Raw genomic sequence first — 21,031 nt, 5'->3', positions numbered from 1 at the left:
GGCAAAAAGGACTATTATAGAGCCTATAGCGGGACAGCAAAAACAGCTGTGCTTGTGGTATCCTCATGGGCGTACGGCCACATGCAGGATGCGGTGGCCCAGGCTAACAGGATAACGGGAGAGTGAGATGGCGCGCGGTATCAATAAGGTAATTCTGATCGGTAATCTGGGAGCTGATCCCGAAGTACGTTACATGCCATCTGGCAATGCGGTCACCAACGTGAACCTTGCCACCAGCGATAGCTGGAAAGACAAACAGAGCGGCCAGATGCAGGAGCGTACCGAGTGGCATCGGGTCGTATTCTTCAACCGTCTGGCTGAAATTGCGGGCGAGTATCTGCGCAAGGGTTCAAAGGTTTACATTGAGGGCTCCCTGCGTACCCGCAAGTGGCAGGGACAGGATGGCCAGGATCGCTACACGACTGAAATTGTAGCCAGCGAGATGCAGATGCTGGATGGACGCGGTGGTGAAGGGGGTGGTGGTTACCAGCAACCTTCACAGGGTGGCGGTTATGCACCTCAGGGCGGCGACATGGGCTATGGTCAGCCACAACAATACAATCAGGCACCGCCACAGCAGGCTCCGCGTCAGCAGCCGGTACAACAGCCTGCGCAACAACCTCAGCAGCCAGCCCCGGGTTTTGATGACTTTGATGATGACATCCCGTTCTGAGAGCTGATCCACGCGACTGCAGCAATACCTGTTCAAAGGCCCCGCAACGCGGGGCTTTTGTGTCTGTTGCAGGGCACTTTTTTCATATCGGGCAGGTGTGCAGGGGCAGAGTTTGCGGTATGCTCGAAATGAACCGGGCTTGCCCCCGAACTTTCATTCCAGTAACAGGTGAACATCCCGTCAATGGTGGCCAGCGCCTATACAACATCAGCCAAGGTTCTCATCTGCGGAGCGGATGGCCAGATTGGTCATGCTCTGGCGGAGCTGTTGTTGCAACAGCAGGGGCTTGAGTGTATCGCCCTAGGACGACGCAAACTTGATGTGACCGACCCTGAGCAGATCCGACAGCAACTTGAACGACACCTGCCTGACTACGTGATCAACTGTGCCGGCTTCAACCGGGTTGATGATGCCGAACGGCAGCCTGATCAGGCTTTGGCCGTGAACAGTGCCGGCGCGGCCAACCTTGCTGCCGCCTGTGCGCTGCTCAGTATCCCGCTGCTGCACCTGTCCTCGGACTATGTCTTCGATGGCCACTATGCCAGTGGCTACAGTGAGGATGACGCTGCCTCCCCGCTGGGCGTATTTGGGCGCAGCAAGTGGGAAGGTGAAGAATCCGTGCGCAACCTGCACTCTCAACATCTTATCCTGCGTGTGAGCTGGGTGTTCAGTGCCCGTGGTGACAATTATCTTTTGCGTACACTGGAGCAGGCGCGGCATGAAGCCATGATTGAGGCGGTTGATGACCGGCGTGGCTGCCCTACCTCGGCTGAAGATGTGGCGCGTGTCATCCTGGCCATCCTGCGCCAGCTGACCTGCGGTATTGATGTGTGGGGAACCTATCACTATTGCGGCGCTGAAATCACCTCCCGTTATGGCTTCAGTGAGGCGATTCTGGCCGCGGCGCGGCAGTATGAGGAGCTTGCTGTACAGGAACTTCGTGCCGTAGCATCGGCTGATTATCCGGCTGCTGCACAGCGGCCGGCTTCATCTGTGCTCAAGTGCCGTAAGCTGCTCAGTACCTTCGGTATTCGTCAGCGTCCCTGGCGCAGTGAGTTGCAGCGCGTCATTCGGGAGCATTACGGCGAACTCTAAATGTTCGCCGTATACCTTCACATTCTAAAACAGCCCAAGGCTGGCAGAACGCGTCAAAGCCACTGCCAGAATATACCCCAGACACAACAGTGCCGCGAGCAGAGCCAGCAGGCGTGTTTTCATTGTTTTGCCACGCTTCAGCGCAACCGTTCCAAAACCAATATATCCGACCAGACCCAGTATCTTGGCTGTGAGCCAGTGATGGGTGAGCGGGTATTGCGACAGCACCAGCATCAGGCCGATCGCACTGACCAGCAGCAACGTATCGATCACATGGGGGAAAATCTTGAGCCAGCGAGCATTGAGCGCCTTGGGCCAAACCAGCATAAGTGCTGCGCGCAACATGAACAGGGTGATACTCAGTCCGACCATGGTCAGGTGTGCATGTTTAAGCATCAGGTAAGTATTCAATGCCGGTTTCCTCAACTATTGCAGGCGGGTGGGTGTTGGATGGGCTTCACTATACCTGCGGCATGTCTGATTTGAAATTCGCCTTTGCCTGCAGGGGAATGTTTTACCTCCCGTTGCACTGTAAAACGGGCAGTAACAGGGTAAAATGTGCAACTTTTCAGCAGCCGCTAGAGGCGTGATATACGCGAATGAATGCTCAGACTCTGACACCGGATCCCTATCAGTCCATCCGCCCCTACCGGGATGATGAAGTCGAGGCGGTACTTCAGCGGCTGGTGCGCGACGACGAATGTATTTCGGCCCTGACACGCTACCAGTTTCCCAGGGCTTCCGGCCTGCTGGGCTGGCTGCTGCGTCCACTGGTGCGCATTGCTGTGGCAGCACGAGTTGGCGAGATCGAAAGCATAGATGGTTTCCAGCAGCTGGTGGCCGATTACATGCAGAAAATGATCGGACGCACCACAACGCGGGTTAGCTGCTCGGGTATTGAGCGTTTGGACCCCAACGAAGCTTATCTGTTCGTATCCAATCACCGTGATATCGCCATGGACCCGGCGTTTGTGAACTGGGTTCGCTATAAGGCTGGCATGTCGACGGTGCGCATTGCGATCGGTGATAACCTTCTGCGCAAACCCTATGTGTCGGACCTGATGCGGCTTAATAAAAGCTTCATCGTTAATCGCTCTGCCAAGGGGCGAGAGATGATGTCGGCGCTGACTCAACTCTCTTCCTACATCGATCACAGCATCAGCAATGGCCACTCTATCTGGATCGCGCAGCGCGAGGGGCGAGCGAAAGATGGCAATGACCGTACAGATCCGGCATTGATGAAAATGTTCTACATGTCGCACCGCAAGCAGCGCAGCCTGGGCGAGATGGTGGGGCGGCTCAACATTGTACCGGTATCCATTGCCTATGAGCTTGACCCCTGTGATGCGCTCAAGGCTCGTGAGCTGGCCGCTGTTGCGCTGCACGGTGCATACGAGAAATCTGAATACGAGGATATCAGCAGTATTGTCCGAGGCATTACCGGCGACAAGGGGGAGGTTCACATCGCTTTTGGTACTCCGCTGAGTGGCGAGTTTGAAACCCCTGAGCAGATTGCCGCTGAGATCGATCGTCAAATCCACCTCAATTACCGGCTGCACCCAAGCAATCTTGCTGCTGCCGGCGAGGCGGTCAGTGTCGAGCAGCAGCAGGCCTTTGACGCGCGCCTTGAAAATGTGAGCGATGAGGAGCGGCCGTTCCTGCGTCAGATGTACGCCAACCCGGTCATCAATCATCACAATGCCAGCCAGGGGGAGAGCTGATGCCTGCTCAACGCTCTGGCAGCATGTGGCTGTATCTGCGCGGCCTGCTCTATGCAGTTGGCTTTTACCCGTTGACCATGCTGTTTGCGATTCCCTGTTTGCTGATTGGCCCATTGCTGCCGTTTCGGGCCCGGTTCAAGTTTCTGACCCTGATCAATTACTTCTATATCGACTGGTTGCGCATCTGCTGTGGTTTGGGAGTTGAACTGAAGGGGCGTGAGCATCTTCCAAAAGAAGGTGCGTATGTGGTTGTGGCCAATCATCAGAGCGAGTGGGAGACGCTGTACTTCCAGACACTCATTCGGCCTCAGGCCGTGGTGCTCAAGCGCGAGCTGCTACGAATCCCGCTGTTCGGCTGGGCACTGGCGCTGTTGCGTCCGATCGCGCTTGATCGCAGCAAGCGGCGCGGTGCGCTGAAACAGCTGCTGGAGCAGGGGCAGCAGCGGCTGGACAGCGGTATTCCATTGCTGATTTTCCCGCAGGGTACACGTGTACCTGTGGGGCAGATGGGCAAGCTGAACAAGGGCGGTGCGATGCTGGCCGTGAGTCGAGGTGTACCGATTGTACCGGTGGCACATAATGCGGGTCTTTACTGGCCCGGTAACTCGTTCGTCAAGTATCCCGGCACCGTGCAGGTCAGTGTAGGTCCCGCGATCCAGACGGAAGGGCGCAGTGTGGATGAAGTGCATGCTGAAGTAGCAGGCTGGCTGGAGCAGACCATGCGAGAGCAGGGCAGTCTGGAGTAAGCTAAGGTTGAATTCGGCCCATAAAAAAGCCGCTCCATTATGAGCGGCTTTTTTATGGGCCAGCCAACGGGGCTGGCCGCAGTATCAGCCTTCGTATTTCTCGAACACCAAAGTTGAGTTGGTGCCGCCGAAGCCGAAGCTGTTGGACATGACGCGCTTGAGCTCGATGTTGTCCTTGCGTTCCGTGACAACCGGCATGCCGGCCGCTTCCGGATCCAGTTCTTCGATGTTGGCCGACGCACAGATGAAGTTGTTCTGCTGCATCAGGATCGAGTAGATCGCTTCCTGTGCACCGGTGGCGCCCAGTGAGTGACCGGTGAGTGACTTGGTAGAGCTGACCGGCGGCATCTTGTCACCGAAGGTCTGCTTCATCGCCTTCAGCTCCTGAATGTCACCAGCCGGAGTGGAGGTGCCGTGGGAGTTGATGTAGTCGATGGGGCCATCTACGGTGGCCATCGCCTGCTGCATGCAACGAATGGCGCCTTCACCGGACGGTGCAACCATGTCGTAGCCGTCGGAAGTAGCGCCGTAGCCAGTCAGCTCAGCGTAAATCTTGGCGCCACGAGCTTTGGCGTGCTCCAGTTCTTCGAGCACCAGCATGCCGGCACCACCTGCGATCACGAAACCGTCGCGATTGGCGTCATAAGCACGAGACGCTTTTTCCGGAGTATCGTTGTACTTGCTGGACAGCGCGCCCATGGCGTCAAACATGACACTCAGCGACCAGTGCAGCTCTTCACCACCACCGGCAAAAACAACGTCCTGCTTGCCGAGCTGGATCTGCTCCATGGCGCTACCGATGCAGTGTGCACTGGTCGCGCAGGCTGAGGTGATCGAGTAGTTGACACCCTTGATCTTGAACGGAGTTGCCAGACAGGCGGAGACGGTGGAGCCCATGGTGCGGGTAACGCGGTAGGGGCCTACGCGGCGGACACCTTTTTCACGCAGAATATCAGCGGTTTCAACGATATCGGCTGAAGATGCACCCCCTGAGCCGGCGATCAGGCCGGTACGGACATTGGAGATCTGGTCTTCGCTCAGGCCGGAATCTTCAATCGCCTGCTTCATGGCCAGGTAGGCATAAGCCGCAGCGTTGCCCATGAATCGACGCAGCTTGCGATCGATCAGGTTGTCCAGGTCGATATCGATGCTGCCCGCAACCTGACTGCGGAAGCCAAGCTCCTTGTACTCCGGCTGAAACTTGATGCCGGAGCGGCCCTGCTTCAGTGAGTCCAGAACTGTTTCCAGATCATTTCCCAGGCAGGAAACGATCCCCATACCGGTCACAACGACGCGTCGCATGTGTAGCCTCTCTTCAATCGTTCAGAAATATACTGTCTTATTATATGGCAAGGTTAACGGGTCGAAGTTCAGGCTCAGAAGTTATCTGTCTGCTTGAACAGGCCGACACGCAGGTCCGTGGCAGTATAGATGGTACGGCCGTCAACAGACAGTGAACCATCGGCTATACCCATAACCAGCTTGCGCTCGATGACACGCTTGAGCTCGATGTGATAGGTCACCTTGCTGGCAGTGGGAAGCACCTGACCGGTGAACTTGACTTCGCCGGAGCCCAGTGCGCGCCCGCGTCCTTCATTGCCGCGCCAGCCGAGGAAAAAGCCTACCAGCTGCCACATGGCATCAAGACCGAGACAGCCCGGCATGACAGGGTCTTCCGGGAAGTGGCAGTCAAAGAACCAAAGGTCTGGGCGGATATCGAGTTCGGCGATGATCTCACCCTTGCCGTACTGACCACCATCGGTGTTGATCTCGATGATGCGGTCCAGCATCAGCATGTTGCCGACCGGCAGCTGGGCATTGCCTGGGCCGAACATCTCGCCATGGCCGCACTTGAGCAGCTCTTCACGTTCAAAGGAGGAGGGTCTAGTCATAGGAAACCGTATATCCAAGGCATTTCATAAAATTTGCCCGATTATACCGATTTGACTGCCTGCAGGCACGGCCTGTGTGCCCTTATTTGATCGATATCGGATCAGATGAGGGATTTTAGCGGCTGCAAAGGCTCAAGTTGCACGCCGCAGTCGAGCTGCAGCGTGCTCAGGGATCAGCTGGTGCGGCGGGTTGCCATCTGTGCCAGGGTGGTGAGTGTCTCACGGAAAGAACTGGCCGGCAGTGCTTCCAGCGCGGTAATGGCGCGACTGACTTCGGCTTCGGCCTGCTGACGGGTGTAGTCGATTGACCCTGTGCGCTGCACGATATCCAGTACCGGTTGCAGATCGTCCAGACCGCCTTCGCGAATGGCGCCACGAATCAGTTTGCGCTCAGTCTCGCTGCCGACTCGCATGGCGTGGATCAGTGGCAGGGTGGCCTTGCCTTCCGCCAGGTCATCACCGACATTCTTGCCCATGGTGGCGCTGTCGGACAGATAGTCCATCAAGTCGTCCACCAGCTGGAAGGCGATACCCAGGTGGCGACCGTACAGGCGCAGTGCTTCTCGCTCCTCTGCGCTGGCATCGGCCAGAATGGCGCCAACTTCGGTAGCAGCCTCAAACAGCATCGCCGTTTTGCCGAGAATGACCTGCATGTAGGACTCTTCGGAGGTGTCCGGATTGCGCTGATTCAGCAGCTGTAACACTTCACCTTCGGCGATTACGGTAGTTGCATTGGAGATCACCTGCATGATCTCCATGCGGTTTATCTCGACCATGATCTGGAAAGCGCGGGAATAGAGAAAATCACCCACCAGTACGCTGGGCGCATTGCCCCATTTGGCATTGGCGGTTGCATTGCCACGGCGCAGCTCTGAGTTATCCACAACATCGTCGTGCAGCAGGGTAGCGGTATGGATGAATTCGATTACGGCGGCCAGCGGGATGTGCTGCTCGCCCCTGTAGCCGCAAGCGTTGGCGCTGAGCAGTACCAGCAGCGGGCGCAGTCGCTTGCCGCCGCCGGCGACAATATAGTGACCGATCTTCTCGACCAGGGGCACAGTCGACCCAAGGTGGTTAAGAATATAATCGGTTACCGCATCGAACTGCGGCTCTATGGTCGGATTAAGCTGGTGTGGCTGCATGGGCGGGGTTCTGTATGTGGACTGAACACCCGCCGCATGCTAGGGGGCTGGGAGAAGGGTGTCAAGCCGAGCTGGGAGACGGGCGTCGGGGCGGGGGATTTGGCAAGGATTGCGCTTGCCTGTAACGAGGGACTCGGGTAAAATTGCGCGCCTTAAACCTGTCCACGATCGCTCCCTACCATAGGGTGTCCAGAAGTCTTCAGACTTCGGCCATTAGAAGTAGGTTTCGTTTCCAGTAGCCGGGCAGGTTAATACTTGGAGAAAAGCATGTTTGCAGTAATCGTAAGCGGCGGTAAACAGTACCGTGTGCAGGAAGGACAGACACTGAAGCTGGAAAAACTGACTGCTGAAGCAGGTTCCAGCGTTGAGTTCGACCGCGTTTTGCTGGTCGGTAACGGCGACGACGTTAAGGTCGGTGCTCCGGTTGTTGAAGGTGCCAAAGTGGCTGCAGAAGTTGTAGCTCACGGCCGTGGTGACAAGGTCACCATCATCAAGTTCCGTCGCCGCAAGCATCACATGAAGCGTCAGGGTCACCGTCAGTGGTTTACAGAAGTTAAAATCACAGGCATCAGTGGCTGATCAACCGAATTAGGAGATTGAATAATGGCTCATAAGAAGGCTGGTGGTTCAACGCGTAACGGCCGCGACTCACAATCAAAGCGTCTGGGCGTAAAGCGTTTCGGTGGTCAGGCCGTTATCGCGGGTAACATTCTGATCCGTCAGCGTGGCACCAAGTTCCACGCCGGCACCAACGTTGGCCTGGGCAAGGATCACACCCTGTTTGCAACTGCAAACGGCGTGGTCAAGTTCGAGGTCAAGGGTCCGAACAACCGTAAATATGTGAGCGTCGTTCCTGCCTGAGCAGTGATCTGATACTCGCATCGAAAAGCTCCGCCCAGGCGGGGCTTTTTTCGTTTGCAGGCGGCCGTGCGCAAGCATCCGGCTGTCCCGCCCGGATTGAGGGGGTATGCTCCTCTGATCCCGGGATGAATGAAAGTTGGAGGTAATGATGAAATTTGTAGATGAAGCGACCATCACAGTGGAAGCTGGCAAGGGTGGTAACGGCTGTCTGAGCTTCCGGCGTGAGAAATTCATTCCAAAGGGCGGGCCTGATGGCGGAGATGGCGGTGATGGTGGCTCGATCTGGGTTGAGGCGGATGAATCGCTCAATACGCTGATCGACTATCGCTTTACCCGCCGATTCAAGGCGCAGAACGGTGAATCCGGCAGCGGTCGCAACTGTACCGGCTCCAAGGGTGAAGATCTGATCCTGAAGGTGCCCGTGGGTACAACAATAGTGGATGTCGATACCGGAGAGGTGTTGGCGGATCTAACCCGCATCGGTCAGCAGGACAAGATTGCTCAGGGCGGTTTTCATGGCCTGGGTAATACGCGCTTCAAAAGCAGTGTCAACCGCGCACCACGCCAGACCACCAAAGGCAGTGAAGGCGAATTGCGCAACCTGCGGCTGGAGCTGAAGGTGTTGGCCGATGTAGGGTTGTTGGGTCTGCCCAATGCGGGCAAGTCCACCCTTATTCGCTCCATCTCGGCAGCCAAGCCGAAAGTGGCGGATTACCCGTTTACAACGCTGGTGCCCAACCTTGGCGTGGTGCGCACCGAAGCGCATCGCAGCTTCGTGGTGGCCGATATTCCGGGCATCATCGAAGGTGCGGCCGAAGGCGCGGGGCTGGGGATTCGCTTCCTCAAGCATCTGGCGCGCAACCGGGTGCTGCTGCATCTGGTGGATATGGCGCCCTGGGATGAAACTACGCCCGCGCAGGCGGCGGTGACCGCCGTGAACGAACTTGAAAAATTCAGCCAGACGCTGGCGCAACAGCCGCGCTGGCTGGTGCTGAACAAGCTGGATATGTTGCCTGAAGAGGAGCAGGATGCAGCCTGTCAGGCCGTAATCGACGCGTTGGGCTGGGAAGGTCCAGTGTATCGAATTTCAGCGCTGAACAAGCTGGGGCTGACGCCGCTGGTGCATGATCTGCAGGATTTTCTGGATGCCCGTGCGGCAGCTATAGCGGAAGATCCGGAACTGCTCGAGCAGGAGAGGCATACGCGTGCACTGATCGATGAAGAGGCGCGTGAAAATCTGCAGCGTCTGCGCATGGAGCAGCGGGCGCGTCGCATGGCGGATGATGGTCTCGATGATGATGACTTCGACGATGATGATTACGATGTCGAAGTGGAGTATGTACCCTGACGGAGAAGGTATAAGGTGACAGCGGGACGTAATGGTCTGACCCAGCGCGGGCGCTGGGTGGTCAAGATTGGCAGTGCGCTGCTGACCAATGATGGTCAGGGGCTGGATCAGGTCGCCATTGCGCACTGGGTGGACCAGCTGGTAGAGCTGACGCGCAGTGGTGTCGAGGTGGTGCTGGTGTCTTCCGGCTCAGTGGCTGAGGGAATGACCCGGCTGGGCTGGGCTGGGCGTCCGCGCGAGATTTACCGCCTTCAAGCGGCAGCGGCTGTCGGTCAGATGGGGTTGGTGCAGGCCTATGAGACCAATTTCCGTCGTCACGGCATGCACACGGCTCAGATATTGCTGACCCACGATGACCTGTCCAATCGCAAGCGCTATCTCAATGCTCGCTCCACGCTGCGTACCCTGATCGAGCTGGGTGTGGTTGCAGTGGTCAACGAAAACGATACCGTTGTCACCAGTGAGATTCGCTTCGGTGACAACGATACGCTGGGGGCGCTGGTGGCCAACGCGGTCGAAGCGGATGTGCTGGTACTGCTGACTGATCAGCAGGGGCTGTATACCGCTGATCCGCGCAGCAATCCCGATGCAGAGCTGATCAGTGAAGCGATGGCGGAGGATGAGCGACTGGTCGCCATGGCTGGAGATGGTGGTCGGCTTGGACGCGGTGGCATGGCGACCAAGGTGCGTGCAGCCAAGCTGGCAGCGCGCTCTGGTGCACTGACGCTGATTGCCAGTGGGCGCGAGCCGGATGTGCTGCTGCGGCTCCACCGCGGTGAGCTGATCGGTACTCTACTGTTGCCTGAGAGAGAGCCCATGGCGGCACGCAAGCAGTGGATTGCCGGGCACCTGCAGGCGCGCGGTACGCTGGTGCTGGATGCTGGTGCCGTGATGGCGCTGGCGGAACGGGGCAAGAGTCTCCTGCCTGCTGGGGTGCGCTCGGTCAGCGGTGATTTCTCGCGTGGCGAGATGGTGATGATGATGGATGAGCAGGGGCGTGTGGTTGCACGCGGGCTGGCAAATTACGGCGTAGAGGATGCGCGTCGAATTATCGGTCGTCCCAGTCGCGAAATCGAGTCATTGCTGGGCTTCATGGGCGAGGAAGAGCTGGTGCACCGCGATAACCTGGTGCTGGCCTGAGGTCGGTACCTCGCGGCGTTATTACAGCAGCTGAATGACAGGCACAAAAAAACCGGCAATTGCCGGTTTTTTTATGCTGACAAGGTAGTGACTTATGCCATTGCCTTGATGCGAGCGGTCAGGCGGCTCTTGGTGCGGGCGATCTTGTTCTTGTGGAAGATGCCTTTGGTTACAGAGCTGTCCATGATCGGCTGAGCGACCTTGAACGCTGCTTCAGCAGCAGCCTTGTCACCGCCGTCGATGGCAGCGATTACTTTTTTCATGTACGTGCGCGCCATGGAGCGCAGGCTAGCGTTGTGTTGACGACGCTTCTCCGCCTGGCGAGCGCGTTTTTTGGATCCTGCGGAATTAGCCACGGTCCGGCTCCTTTGATAATTGGGTTGATCAGATTACGACGATGCGAGTGCCGAAAATTAGACGCGACATTATTCATGTCCGGCCGGTCGATGTCAACCTTTACGCGCGTCGTCTTGAATCCACTTTGTCTGTCTGGCAAAGGGGGATATGATCGGCGCACATTTTTTGCATTTCAATAAAGGGGTCAGTGTGACAGACAAGGCGAAACGGGGCGGTGTCGGGCTACTGCGCTCCAGTGGCGTTGTGGGCATCATGACCATGATGTCGCGAGTGCTTGGCCTAGTGCGTGATGTGGTGATTGCCAATTACTTTGGTGCCAGTGGCAGTGCCGATGCCTTCTTTGTCGCATTCAAGATACCCAACTTCCTCCGCCGTCTGTTTGCCGAGGGCGCTTTCTCCCAGGCCTTTGTGCCGGTGCTGTCCGAGTATCGCAGCCAGCGAGATCTTGCCGCGGTCAAACAGCTTGTTGATCGCGTTGCCGGGGCGCTGGGTTCGGTGCTGGTGCTGGTCACAGCAATTGCGGTGATAGGAGCGCCTGTGCTGGCTGTTGTTTTTGCGCCGGGCTTTTACATGGCCGGTGGCGAAAAGTTTGAGCTTGCCGCCGACATGCTCAGAATCACCTTTCCCTATCTGTTGCTGATCTCTCTGACTGCTTTTTGCGGCGCCATTTTGAACAGCTACGAGCGCTTCGCCATTCCGGCCTTTACCCCGGTGCTGCTGAATCTTTGCCTGATCGGTTCGGCGGTTTGGCTCAGCCCCTGGTTCGAAACCCCCATCATGGCGCTCGCCTGGGGAGTGCTGATGGCTGGCGGTGTACAGCTGCTGTTCCAGTTGCCGTTCCTGGCGCGGCTGCGGCTGTTGCCGCTTCCGAAGGCTGATTTCAAGGATGAGGGGGTGCGCCGAATTCTTAAGCTGATGCTGCCGGCACTGTTCGGCGTCTCGGTAGCGCAAATCAATCTGCTGCTGGATACCGTGCTGGCCTCTTTCCTGCAGACCGGCAGTGTGTCCTGGCTGTACTACTCCGACCGGCTGTCGGAGCTGCCGCTGGGGGTGTTCGGCATCGCTATCGCTACCGTGATTCTGCCCAGTCTGTCCCGCATCCATGCCGAAAAGAGCCCGGAACGTTTTGCCCATACCCTCGACTGGGCGATCCGCATGATTCTGCTGATCGGTCTGCCCGCTGCGCTGGCGTTGGCGGTGCTGGCCGAGCCGCTGATCGCAACCCTGTTCCATTACGGTGAAATGACCGATCGGGATGTGCAGATGGCCGCCATGAGCCTGCGCGCCTATGCCTTCGGTCTGCTGGCGTTCATGCTGATCAAGGTGCTGGCACCGGGCTATTTTGCTCGTCAGAATACCCGTACCCCGGTCAAAATCGCCGTCAAGGCGATGGCTGCCAATATGGTGCTCAACTTGATTCTGATCTGGCCGCTCGACCATGTGGGGCTGGCGCTGGCGACATCCATTTCTGCCTTCATGAATGCGGGCTGGCTGCTGCATGGGCTGATCAAGGAAGGCGTGTTCCGCTGGCAACCGGGCTGGGCCATGATGCTGTTCCGGCTGGTCAGCGCTTCCATAACGCTGGTGGCGGTGTTGTTGCTGATCATGAATTGGCTGGCCGGGAACTGGCTTGAGGCAGGTGTATGGCTGCGAGTGCAGTGGATGACAGTGCTGGTGCTGGCCGGAGCGGGGGCGTATCTCCTGATGCTGCTGGTGACCGGTCTCAGGTTACGCCATCTGCGCGGTTGAACACTTTCTGAGCGGTACTCGCCGGGTTCAGAGTACGATATACTTCGCAGTCCGAAATTCTGGCGCTGGCTCGGCAACTGCATGGAACTGATACGAGGCTTACACAATCTGCGTGATCGCCACCGTGGCTGCGTGGCAACAATTGGCAACTTCGATGGTGTTCACCTGGGCCATCGCAAGGTGCTGGCGCAGGTCAAGGCAAAGGCGGCTGCGCTTGGGCTGCCGAGTGTCGTTATCATTTTTGAACCCCAGCCGCGTGAATTCTTTGGCGGCGACAGCGTGCCGCCCCGTCTGACTCGTTTTGATGAAAAGGTACGTCTGTTGGCGGCCGAGGGTGTAGACCGGGTGGTCTGCCTCAGCTTCAATGCACGCCTGCGACAGATGTCGGCGGAAGCGTTCATCAATGAGCTGCTGCTGAAGGGGCTGGCGGTAGAGCATTTCGTGGTGGGCGATGACTTCCGTTTTGGTTGTGACCGCCGCGGCGACTATCACATGCTGTGCGAAGCCGGCGAGCGTCACGGTTTCACGGTTGAGGGTACGCACACCTTCACGTTGCAGGGCGAGCGTGTCAGCAGCACGCGTGTTCGCACTGCGCTGATGCGGAATGATTTTGAGCTGGCCGAGCAACTGCTGGGTTGGCGTTACGCCGTTACCGGCCGAGTGATGCATGGCCAGAAACTGGGGCGGCAGTTGGGTGTGCCAACCGCGAACGTGCGCATGCACCGCTACCCCTGTCCTCTGCGAGGGGTGTTTGCAGCCTGGGCTCATTTTGATGGCCAGTGTTTGCCTGCCGTCTGTAATGTGGGGTTGCGTCCCACCGTGCATGGCCGCCTGCCGGTGCTGGAAGCGCACCTGCTCGACTACACAGGGGCCGAGTTGTATGGCAGCCTGATGCGGGTGGAGTTTCTGCACTTCATTCGCCCCGAACAGGCCTTTGATGGTCTGGACGCGCTCAAGACACAGATAGAAGCCGATATTGAACATGTCCGCGCCTGGTTTGCCCAGGCGGGCCGAGACTGACCTTACCTCTGGAAGCGACCTGTTATGACCGATTACAAAGCGACACTCAACCTGCCGGAAACGGCATTCCCGATGCGCGGCAACCTGCCGCAGCGTGAACCGGCTCGTCTGGCGCGCTGGGATGAAATCGACCTGTATCGTCAGTTGCGTGAAGAGGGCAAGGGACGCAAGACGTTTATCCTCCACGATGGTCCTCCCTACGCCAACGGTAATATTCATATCGGTCATGCGGTCAACAAGGTGATCAAGGACATGATCATCAAGTCCAGGACTCTGAGCGGCTTTGACGCCCCCTACGTGCCAGGGTGGGACTGTCACGGGCTGCCGATCGAGCACAAGGTCGAAACCCTGATCGGCAAGGCCGGTGATAAGGTGCCCTACCGTGAATTCCGTCAGAAGTGTCGCGAATACGCCGCCGAGCAGGTCGCCGGGCAGAAAGCGGATTTTATCCGTCTGGGCGTACTGGGCGACTGGGACAACCCCTACCTGACGATGAACTTCGACACCGAAGCCAACATCGTGCGCGCGCTGGGCAAGATCATCGACAACGGCCATCTGGTGAAGGGCTACAAGCCGGTCTACTGGAGTGTGGTCGGTCAGTCCGCACTGGCTGAAGCCGAAGTGGAATATCAGGACAAGACCTCCACCGCCATCGATGTGCGTTTTACCTTCATCGATCAGGACAAGGTGCTGGCACTGTTCGGCGCCACTGCCGGTGAGGCGCCGGTGTCGGTGGTGATCTGGACCACCACGCCCTGGACCATTCCCGCCAACCAGGCGGTGTCGATCAACGGCGCGCTGGATTATGCGCTGGTGGAAGCGCACACCGAGCAGGGTGTGGATCGAATGGTCTTGGCTGCCGAGATGGTCGACGACATCATGGCGCGCTGGGGTGTGGACAAGTTTGAAGTGCTGGCGACCTGCAACGGCGCAGCGCTGGAGTTGCTGCAGCTCAAGCATCCGATCTATGACCGTCAGGTGCCGGTGATCCTCGGTGATCATGTCACCACCGATGCCGGTACCGGTGCCGTTCACACCGCGCCTGATCACGGCATGGAAGACTTTGTGGTCGGTCAGGCCTACGGTCTGGGCACACTGAACCTGGTGCAGGCCGACGGTACCTATACCGATGCGGCCGGCGAATTTGCCGGTGTTCACGTCTACAAGGCCGATGGTCCGGTGTGCGAGGCGCTGGAGCGTGAGGGTACCCTGGTGCACCTGAAGCGTTTCCAGCACAGCTACCCGCACTGCTGGCGCACCAAAACGCCGCTGATCTACCGTGCCACACCGCAGTGGTTTGTCTCCATGGAGGCGAAGCAGCTGAAGAGCCAGGCGCTGGATGCGATCAAGGGCGTGCAGTGGTTCCCCGAGTGGGGTCAGAACCGCATTGAATCCATGGTTGAGCAGAGCCCGGACTGGTGTGTCTCGCGCCAGCGTACCTGGGGCGTGCCGATCACCGTCTTTACCCACAAGCAGACCGGTGAGCTGCACCCGCGCACCGCCGAACTGATCGAGCAGGTCGCGCAGAAGATCGAACAGGGCGGCATCGATGCCTGGTTTGAGCTGGACGCAACCGAACTGCTGGGCGATGAAGCGGCCGACTACGACAAGGTCACCGATACTCTGGATGTCTGGTTCGACTCCGGTGTGACCCACCATGCGGTCCTGCGCGAGCGCGAAGGCCTCAGCTTCCCGGCCGACATGTATCTGGAAGGTTCCGACCAGCACCGTGGCTGGTTCCAGTCATCGCTGAAAACCTCCATCGCCATCAACGGCTGCGCGCCCTACAAGCAGGTGCTGACCCACGGTTTCACCGTCGACGAAAAGGGCTACAAAATGTCCAAGTCGCTCGGTAACGTGATCGCGCCACAGGAAGTCACCGATACCCTCGGTGCCGATATCCTGCGCCTCTGGGTCGCCTCGACCGATTACTCCGGTGAAATGGCCGTGTCCAAGCAGATTCTGCAGCGCACAGCTGATTCCTACCGTCGTATTCGTAACACCGCTCGCTTCCTGCTGGCCAACCTGAACGGTTTCGACCCGGCCACCCACAGTGTGGATGCTGCTGACATGCTGGCACTCGACCGTTGGGCCGTAGACGCCACGGCGCGTCTGCAGCAGAAGGTAATTGCGGCCTACGACAGCTATCGTTTCCTCGATGTGTACCAGCAGGTGCACCACTTCTGCGTGCAGGAACTGGGCGGGTTCTATCTTGATATTATCAAGGACCGTCAGTACACCACCCAGCCGGACTCGCTGGCGCGTCGTTCCTGTCAGACCGCTCTGTTCCATATCGCCCAGGCGCTGGTGCGCTGGATCGCGCCGATCCTCAGCTTCACGGCTGAAGAGATCTATGAAGCGTTGCCGGGCGAGCATAAGGACTCGATTCTGCTGACCACCTGGTATGAAGAGCTGTTCGAGCTGGCTGAGGACGATGCCTTCGGTCGCGAGTTCTGGCAGCGAGTGATGGCGGTGAAAGACGCCGTCAACAAGTGTCTGGAAGATGCCCGTAACGAAAAGCTGGTGAAGGCTTCACTGGCGGCAGAGGCGATCCTGTATGTGGATGACAGTCTGCGGGCCGATCTGGAGCGTCTGGGCGATGAGCTGCGCTTTGTCCTGATCACCTCCGAGGCCACGCTGAAGCCGCTTAGCGAAGCCGGTGATGCCCGGGCCACGGATGTGAACGGCCTCAAGGTGGCTGTGGCGGCTTCTGGTCATGCCAAGTGTGGTCGTTGCTGGCACCACCGCGAAGATGTGGGCAGCCATGCCGGCCATGAAGAGCTGTGCGGTCGCTGCGTCAGCAACGTTGAAGGTGAGGGCGAAACTCGCCATTTTGCCTGATGACCAAGACTCTCAAGACAGGAGCCAGTGCGTTGCACTGGCTTTGGCTCAGCCTGCTGGTGATCGTGCTTGATCTGGGCAGCAAGTATCTGGCCGACAGCCTGCTGACCTATGCCAACCCAGTGCCTCTACTGCCGGTATTTGATCTGACGCTGCTCTATAACACGGGTGCCGCGTTCAGCTTTCTGGCAGGTGCTGGTGGCTGGCAGCGCTGGCTGTTCGTGGCCATCGCTATGGGCATGAGTGCCTTCCTTCTGCACTGGATGTACCGTACTCCCCGGTCACATTACCTGTTGGGCGTGGGACTGGCGCTGGTGCTGGGCGGTGCTCTGGGCAACCTTTATGATCGTACAGTGCATGGTCATGTGGTGGATTTCATATCGCTGCACTGGGAAGGCTATTACTTCCCGGCCTTTAATATCGCTGACACGGCCATCACGCTGGGCACCCTCGCGCTGCTGGTCGATATGCTGTTCAGCCGTAACGACACAACTGTTGAGGAACAGAAATGACAGACGCTGCAATTGGTCCCGGTACTCGGGTCAGTCTGCATTTTGCAATTAAACTGCAGGACGGACAGATCATCGACAGCAACTTCGATGCTCAGCCCGCCAGCTTCACCTTCGGCGACGGCAATATCCCGGAAGGATTTGAGCAGGCGATGCTCGGCCTCAAGGCTGGCGAGCACACAGAATTGACCATCGCCCCCGAGCGGGGCTTCGGCATGCACAACCCTTCCAATATCCAGATACTGCCGCGCAGCCAGTTCAAGGATATGGAGCTGGAGCCGGGCCTGGTCGTATCATTTCAGGAGCCGGGCGGTGAGCTGCCGGGCATGGTGACCGAGTTCAATGATGACAAGGTCACAGTGGACTTTAACCATCCACTGGCCGGCAAGACGCTTATCTTTGAAGTGCAGGTGGAGGCGGTCGAGGCCGCTTGACACCCGCCGACAGACTGTTCAGTCTGTAAAGGCCCGACTCAGGATGAGAACGGCCTGCACAAGGTAAGTACAGCAAGAGACAGGATCATGGATGATCATACCCATATTGCCCCGGCCTCCCAGCGGGGGCTTACGCTGATCGAATGCCTGTTGGCCATTGCCATACTGGGTATTCTGATTGCAATTGGCCCTGGCGGCTTTCACTCCCTGCTGGCTTCCAGCCGGCTAGCATCGACTCAAACCGAAATTCGCTCGTTGCTGGCCAGTGCCCGCTCGGAAGCGCTCACACGCAATCGCCAGGTAACAGTCTGTCGTACACTGGATGGTGCTCAATGTGCCGGAACCGGTCGCGCCGGTCAGCGGCAGTGGCAAGGAGCCCTGCTGTTCGTTGATCTGGATCAGGATCGCAGGGTTGGCGCAGGGGAAACAGTGTTTTACGTTGCAAACTTTCACACAGCTGTGAACATAATCTGGAATCGGGGTGATTCTCTGATCTATCAACCGGACGGTACAGCTCTGGGTGGCTCCAATGGCACATTTTCCCTGCAGGCAGAGGGCACGGCCATCGAGCACCGGGTGGTGGTCTCTTTACTGGGCCGTGTGCGTACTGAGGTGATCAACCCCTGAAGCGAAAATGGGCTCCACCGGGAGGGAGCCTGACCACAAAACGTAACAAGGGAGCGTCGTTCCATGTCCGATTTTCTGATAGCCGGTGCTGGTGTTATTGGCCTGATGACTGCCCGTCTGCTTGCGCAGGCCGGTGCCAAGGTAAAACTGATTGAACGCGGCCAATGTGCCCGTGAAGCGTCCTGGGCGGGGGGCGGCATTGTATCGCCGCTGTACCCCTGGCGTTACAGCGATGAAGTGACAGCGCTGGCGCTGTGGTCTCAGAGCAGCTATGTGCATCTGGCTGAAGACCTGTACTCAGAAACTGGCTGCGACCCTGAACTGCGCCAGAAAGGGATGCTGATGGTCAATGTGGACCCGGAACAGGAGCAGCGAGCATTGGACTGGGCGCGGCGCTATCACCGCCCCCTGACTCGCGTTGAAGCCCCATTCATCTACGAAACCGAACCCAATCTGGCAGCAGGCTTCGAGTCCGGCATCTGGATGCCGGAAGTCGCCAGTATCCGCAACCCGCGCCTTGGTCGCGCTTTGCGCGAAAGCGTACAAAAGCACCCCAATATCACCCTGTATGAAGATACCGAGATTGTGGGCTTTACCACCTTCGGTGAGCGAGTGAACGGCGTGAAAACGGCTCGTGGCCAGCATCAAGCCGATGAGGTGATTCTGGCCGGTGGGGCCTGGAGTGGTGAGCTGCTGGCATCATTGGGGCTGAAGCTGCCGGTCGAGCCGGTGCGCGGGCAGATGATGGTGTTCAGAGCCCCTGTTGGGCTGGTCAATCGCGTGGTGATGCTGGAGGGACGTTACGTTATTCCGCGCAACGATGGCCGTGTACTGGTGGGCAGCACACTGGAGCATGTGGGCTTTGACAAGCAGACCACGGAAGAGGCTGGCCATTCCCTGTTTGATACCGCCACCCGCATTGTGCCCGAGCTGGCTGCATATGAAGTCGAGCATCACTGGGCCGGCCTGCGTCCAGGCTCTCCTGACGGTATTCCCTTTATCGGTGCCGTTCCCGGCTGGAAGGGGCTGCACCTGAATACCGGACACTACCGCAACGGGCTGGTTTTGGCGCCGGCGTCCACGCGCCTGTTGTCTGATCTGCTGCTTGAGCGTTCACCCGTCATCAATCCTGAGGCATACTCTCCTGCTGGACGTTTACAGGCACTCTGAGCAGTCGCAGGAGAGAGATGAGCACACCGATCCGGGTCGTTATGGCCCAGCTGAATCTGCTGGTGGGAGATATCCCCGGCAATACGGGCCGTATCATCGATACGGCCCTCAAGGCACGAGATGAACTGAACGCTGATCTCGTGCTGTTCCCCGAACTGGCCCTGACCGGTTATCCGCCTGAAGACCTGCTGCTGCGCCCCAGCCTTGAGCTGCGTGTTCAGGAAGCGCTGCAGCGCATTCTTGCCGCCGTATCGGGGGTCACGCTGGTGCTGGGCTACCCACGCTATCGCGAGGGCGCGCTTTACAACATGGCCGGCGTGATCCGTGACGGTGAGCTGCTGCATGAATATGCCAAGCAGTGCCTGCCCAACTTTCAGGTGTTCGACGAGAAGCGCTATTTTGCGGCGGGCGATGAAGTCGGAATGTTTGAGCACAAGGGCATCAAAATCGGCCTGAGCATCTGCGAAGACATCTGGCACACCGGGCCGGTTGAACAGCTTAGGGCTGAGGGTGCAGAGCTGGTACTGAGCCTCAACGCATCCCCTTTCCATATCGGCAAGCCGGCACAGCGTCGCGATGTACTGAATCAGCGGGCGCAGCAACTGGGTTGCCCTCTGGTGTATCTGAACCTGACCGGTGGACAGGATGAGCTGGTGTTTGATGGCGGCTCCATGCTGGCCTCGGAACAGGGCGATATTCTGTTTCAGGGCGTACATTGCGAAGAAGCGCTGTACAGCTGCAGCTTTGACCCGGCTACGGGCGTACTGAAACCGGAGCAGGCTGGCGTGGCCGAGCCGGACAGTGACGCACTGGTCTATCAGGTACTGGTGCAAGGCGTGCGTGATTACATCAACAAGAACGGTTTTCGCGGCGTGGTGCTGGGGCTCTCGGGCGGCATCGATTCGGCCCTGACGGTGGCGGTGGCGGTGGATGCGCTGGGTGCCGACCGGGTAGAAGCGGTGATGATGCCGTTCCGCTATACCTCCTCAATGAGCCTTGAGGATGCCGAAGCCGAAGCGCGGGCGCTGGGCATTCAATATGATGTGATCTCCATCGAGCCCCTGTATGACAGCTTCATGCAGCAGCTGGCGCCCCAGTTCGAGGGGCTGAACCCGGATACCACCGAAGAGAACCTGCAGGCCCGCTGTCGGGGTGTGCTGCTGATGGCGATCTCCAACAAGAAAGGCTACCTGGTGCTTACCACCGGTAACAAGAGTGAAATGGCCGTGGGCTATTCCACCCTGTACGGCGATATGGCCGGTGGCTTTGATGTGCTCAAGGATATCCCCAAAACGCTGGTATACCGGCTGTCGCGCTATCGCAATACGCTGTCGCCGGTGATACCTCAGCGCGTCATCGATCGTCCGCCATCGGCCGAGCTGGCGCCTGACCAGACCGATCAGGACAGCCTGCCGGACTACGATGTACTGGACCGCATTCTTGAACTGTATGTGGAGCGTGATTACTCCGCTCAGGCGATTATCGACGAGGGTTTTGCCGCAGAGGATGTAAACCGAGTGCTGCGTCTGGTCGATATAAACGAGTACAAGCGGCGTCAGGCACCGATCGGGCCACGCGTAACCCAGCGCGGCTTTGGCCGCGACCGGCGTTATCCGATTACGTCAGGCTGGAAAGCCGGAATCTGATTCCGGTTGTCGCTGCAACAAAAAAGGCCGGCAATTTGCCGGCCTTTTTATGTGCGTAAG

The 21,031-nt window shown here is 58.3% G+C and carries 21 protein-coding genes; 16 read left to right on the top strand and 5 right to left on the bottom strand.

Features of this window, described 5'->3' with window-relative positions; translation table 11 throughout:
• The first annotated feature begins 127 nt into the window (after positions 1 to 127).
• Both ssb and rfbD read left to right on the top strand, forming a co-directional pair.
• Entirely contained in the window at positions 128 to 673 is a 546-nt protein-coding gene (gene ssb, locus ACAM29_RS13420; RefSeq protein ID WP_369624441.1) for a single-stranded DNA-binding protein, read from the top strand.
• Positions 674 to 841: 168 nt separating this feature from the next.
• Positions 842 to 1,768 carry a dTDP-4-dehydrorhamnose reductase gene (gene rfbD / locus ACAM29_RS13415; RefSeq protein WP_369624440.1) on the top strand — a complete coding sequence of 309 codons (927 nt, stop codon included), beginning with the start codon at positions 842 to 844 and terminating at the stop codon, positions 1,766 to 1,768.
• A 24-nt stretch (positions 1,769 to 1,792) separates the two neighbouring features.
• On the opposite strand, the gene ACAM29_RS13410 is transcribed toward rfbD, so the two are convergent.
• Complete coding sequence (locus ACAM29_RS13410; protein WP_369624439.1) at positions 1,793 to 2,179, bottom strand: SirB2 family protein; 387 nt, start codon at positions 2,177 to 2,179, stop codon at positions 1,793 to 1,795.
• A gap of 188 nt (positions 2,180 to 2,367) precedes the next feature.
• On the opposite strand from ACAM29_RS13410, the gene ACAM29_RS13405 reads away from it, so the two are divergent.
• Complete coding sequence (locus tag ACAM29_RS13405; protein WP_369624438.1) at positions 2,368 to 3,489, top strand: 1-acyl-sn-glycerol-3-phosphate acyltransferase; 1,122 nt, start codon at positions 2,368 to 2,370, stop codon at positions 3,487 to 3,489.
• Positions 3,489 to 4,235 carry a lysophospholipid acyltransferase family protein gene (locus ACAM29_RS13400; RefSeq protein WP_369624437.1) on the top strand — a complete coding sequence of 249 codons (747 nt, stop codon included), beginning with the start codon at positions 3,489 to 3,491 and terminating at the stop codon, positions 4,233 to 4,235. The genes ACAM29_RS13405 and ACAM29_RS13400 overlap by 1 nt, the downstream gene beginning before the upstream one ends.
• An 84-nt stretch (positions 4,236 to 4,319) precedes the next feature.
• Here the strand turns inward: ACAM29_RS13400 and fabB are convergent, their stop codons facing one another.
• The 3 genes from fabB to ispB all read right to left on the bottom strand — a co-directional run bounded on the left by fabB (position 4,320) and on the right by ispB (position 7,269).
• Positions 4,320 to 5,537, bottom strand: a complete 1,218-nt coding sequence (gene fabB, locus ACAM29_RS13395; RefSeq protein ID WP_369624436.1) for a beta-ketoacyl-ACP synthase I — start codon at positions 5,535 to 5,537, stop codon at positions 4,320 to 4,322.
• Positions 5,538 to 5,611: 74 nt separating this feature from the next.
• Entirely contained in the window at positions 5,612 to 6,127 is a 516-nt protein-coding gene (gene fabA, locus ACAM29_RS13390) for a 3-hydroxyacyl-[acyl-carrier-protein] dehydratase FabA (protein ID WP_369624435.1), read from the bottom strand.
• A gap of 173 nt (positions 6,128 to 6,300) precedes the next feature.
• Entirely contained in the window at positions 6,301 to 7,269 is a 969-nt protein-coding gene (ispB, locus tag ACAM29_RS13385; RefSeq protein ID WP_091826451.1) for an octaprenyl diphosphate synthase, read from the bottom strand.
• 267 nt (positions 7,270 to 7,536) lie between these two features.
• Here ispB and rplU point away from each other — a divergent pair, with 267 nt between their 5' ends.
• From rplU to proB, 4 genes are all read left to right on the top strand, one after another.
• Entirely contained in the window at positions 7,537 to 7,848 is a 312-nt protein-coding gene (rplU, locus tag ACAM29_RS13380; RefSeq protein ID WP_091826453.1) for a 50S ribosomal protein L21, read from the top strand.
• Positions 7,849 to 7,872: 24 nt separating this feature from the next.
• Entirely contained in the window at positions 7,873 to 8,130 is a 258-nt protein-coding gene (rpmA, locus tag ACAM29_RS13375; RefSeq protein WP_091826454.1) for a 50S ribosomal protein L27, read from the top strand.
• Between the two features lie 148 nt (positions 8,131 to 8,278).
• Positions 8,279 to 9,478, top strand: coding sequence for an Obg family GTPase CgtA (gene cgtA / locus ACAM29_RS13370; protein ID WP_206841830.1), 1,200 nt, complete (start codon positions 8,279 to 8,281; stop codon positions 9,476 to 9,478).
• A gap of 15 nt (positions 9,479 to 9,493) precedes the next feature.
• Positions 9,494 to 10,618 carry a glutamate 5-kinase gene (gene proB / locus ACAM29_RS13365; protein WP_091826456.1) on the top strand — a complete coding sequence of 375 codons (1,125 nt, stop codon included), beginning with the start codon at positions 9,494 to 9,496 and terminating at the stop codon, positions 10,616 to 10,618.
• Positions 10,619 to 10,710: 92 nt separating this feature from the next.
• Here proB and rpsT read toward each other — a convergent pair whose 3' ends face one another.
• Positions 10,711 to 10,974 carry a 30S ribosomal protein S20 gene (gene rpsT, locus ACAM29_RS13360; protein WP_091826457.1) on the bottom strand — a complete coding sequence of 88 codons (264 nt, stop codon included), beginning with the start codon at positions 10,972 to 10,974 and terminating at the stop codon, positions 10,711 to 10,713.
• 190 nt (positions 10,975 to 11,164) lie between these two features.
• Between rpsT and murJ the strand changes: the two genes are divergently transcribed.
• The 8 genes from murJ (at position 11,165) to ACAM29_RS13320 (ending at position 20,971) form a co-directional block, all read left to right on the top strand.
• Positions 11,165 to 12,724: a murein biosynthesis integral membrane protein MurJ gene (murJ, locus tag ACAM29_RS13355; protein WP_369624434.1), complete on the top strand. Its 1,560-nt coding sequence runs from the start codon at positions 11,165 to 11,167 to the stop codon at positions 12,722 to 12,724.
• An 81-nt stretch (positions 12,725 to 12,805) separates the two neighbouring features.
• Positions 12,806 to 13,744 carry a bifunctional riboflavin kinase/FAD synthetase gene (ribF, locus tag ACAM29_RS13350; RefSeq protein ID WP_369624433.1) on the top strand — a complete coding sequence of 313 codons (939 nt, stop codon included), beginning with the start codon at positions 12,806 to 12,808 and terminating at the stop codon, positions 13,742 to 13,744.
• Between the two features lie 24 nt (positions 13,745 to 13,768).
• Positions 13,769 to 16,585, top strand: coding sequence for an isoleucine--tRNA ligase (gene ileS, locus ACAM29_RS13345; RefSeq protein ID WP_369624432.1), 2,817 nt, complete (start codon positions 13,769 to 13,771; stop codon positions 16,583 to 16,585).
• A complete protein-coding gene (gene lspA / locus ACAM29_RS13340) occupies positions 16,585 to 17,097 on the top strand; it encodes a signal peptidase II (protein WP_369624431.1) in 513 nt (170 codons plus the stop codon). The genes ileS and lspA overlap by 1 nt, the downstream gene beginning before the upstream one ends.
• Entirely contained in the window at positions 17,094 to 17,528 is a 435-nt protein-coding gene (locus ACAM29_RS13335) for a peptidylprolyl isomerase (RefSeq protein WP_091826466.1), read from the top strand. The genes lspA and ACAM29_RS13335 overlap by 4 nt, the downstream gene beginning before the upstream one ends.
• Before the next feature lie 87 nt (positions 17,529 to 17,615).
• A complete protein-coding gene (locus ACAM29_RS13330; RefSeq protein WP_369624430.1) occupies positions 17,616 to 18,155 on the top strand; it encodes a GspH/FimT family pseudopilin in 540 nt (179 codons plus the stop codon).
• Positions 18,156 to 18,218: 63 nt separating this feature from the next.
• On the top strand, positions 18,219 to 19,325 hold the full coding sequence (gene thiO, locus ACAM29_RS13325) for a glycine oxidase ThiO (protein ID WP_369624429.1): 1,107 nt from the start codon (positions 18,219 to 18,221) through the stop codon (positions 19,323 to 19,325).
• A 17-nt stretch (positions 19,326 to 19,342) separates the two neighbouring features.
• Positions 19,343 to 20,971 (top strand): NAD+ synthase, encoded by a 1,629-nt coding sequence (locus ACAM29_RS13320; protein ID WP_091826470.1) that lies wholly within the window; start codon positions 19,343 to 19,345, stop codon positions 20,969 to 20,971.
• Positions 20,972 to 21,031 lie beyond the last annotated feature (60 nt).

The sequence above is a fragment of the Marinobacterium sp. BA1 genome (assembly GCF_041155135.1).
Lineage (GTDB): Bacteria > Pseudomonadota > Gammaproteobacteria > Pseudomonadales > Balneatricaceae > Marinobacterium > Marinobacterium iners.
This window is presented reverse-complemented; position numbering and strand designations above follow the sequence as displayed.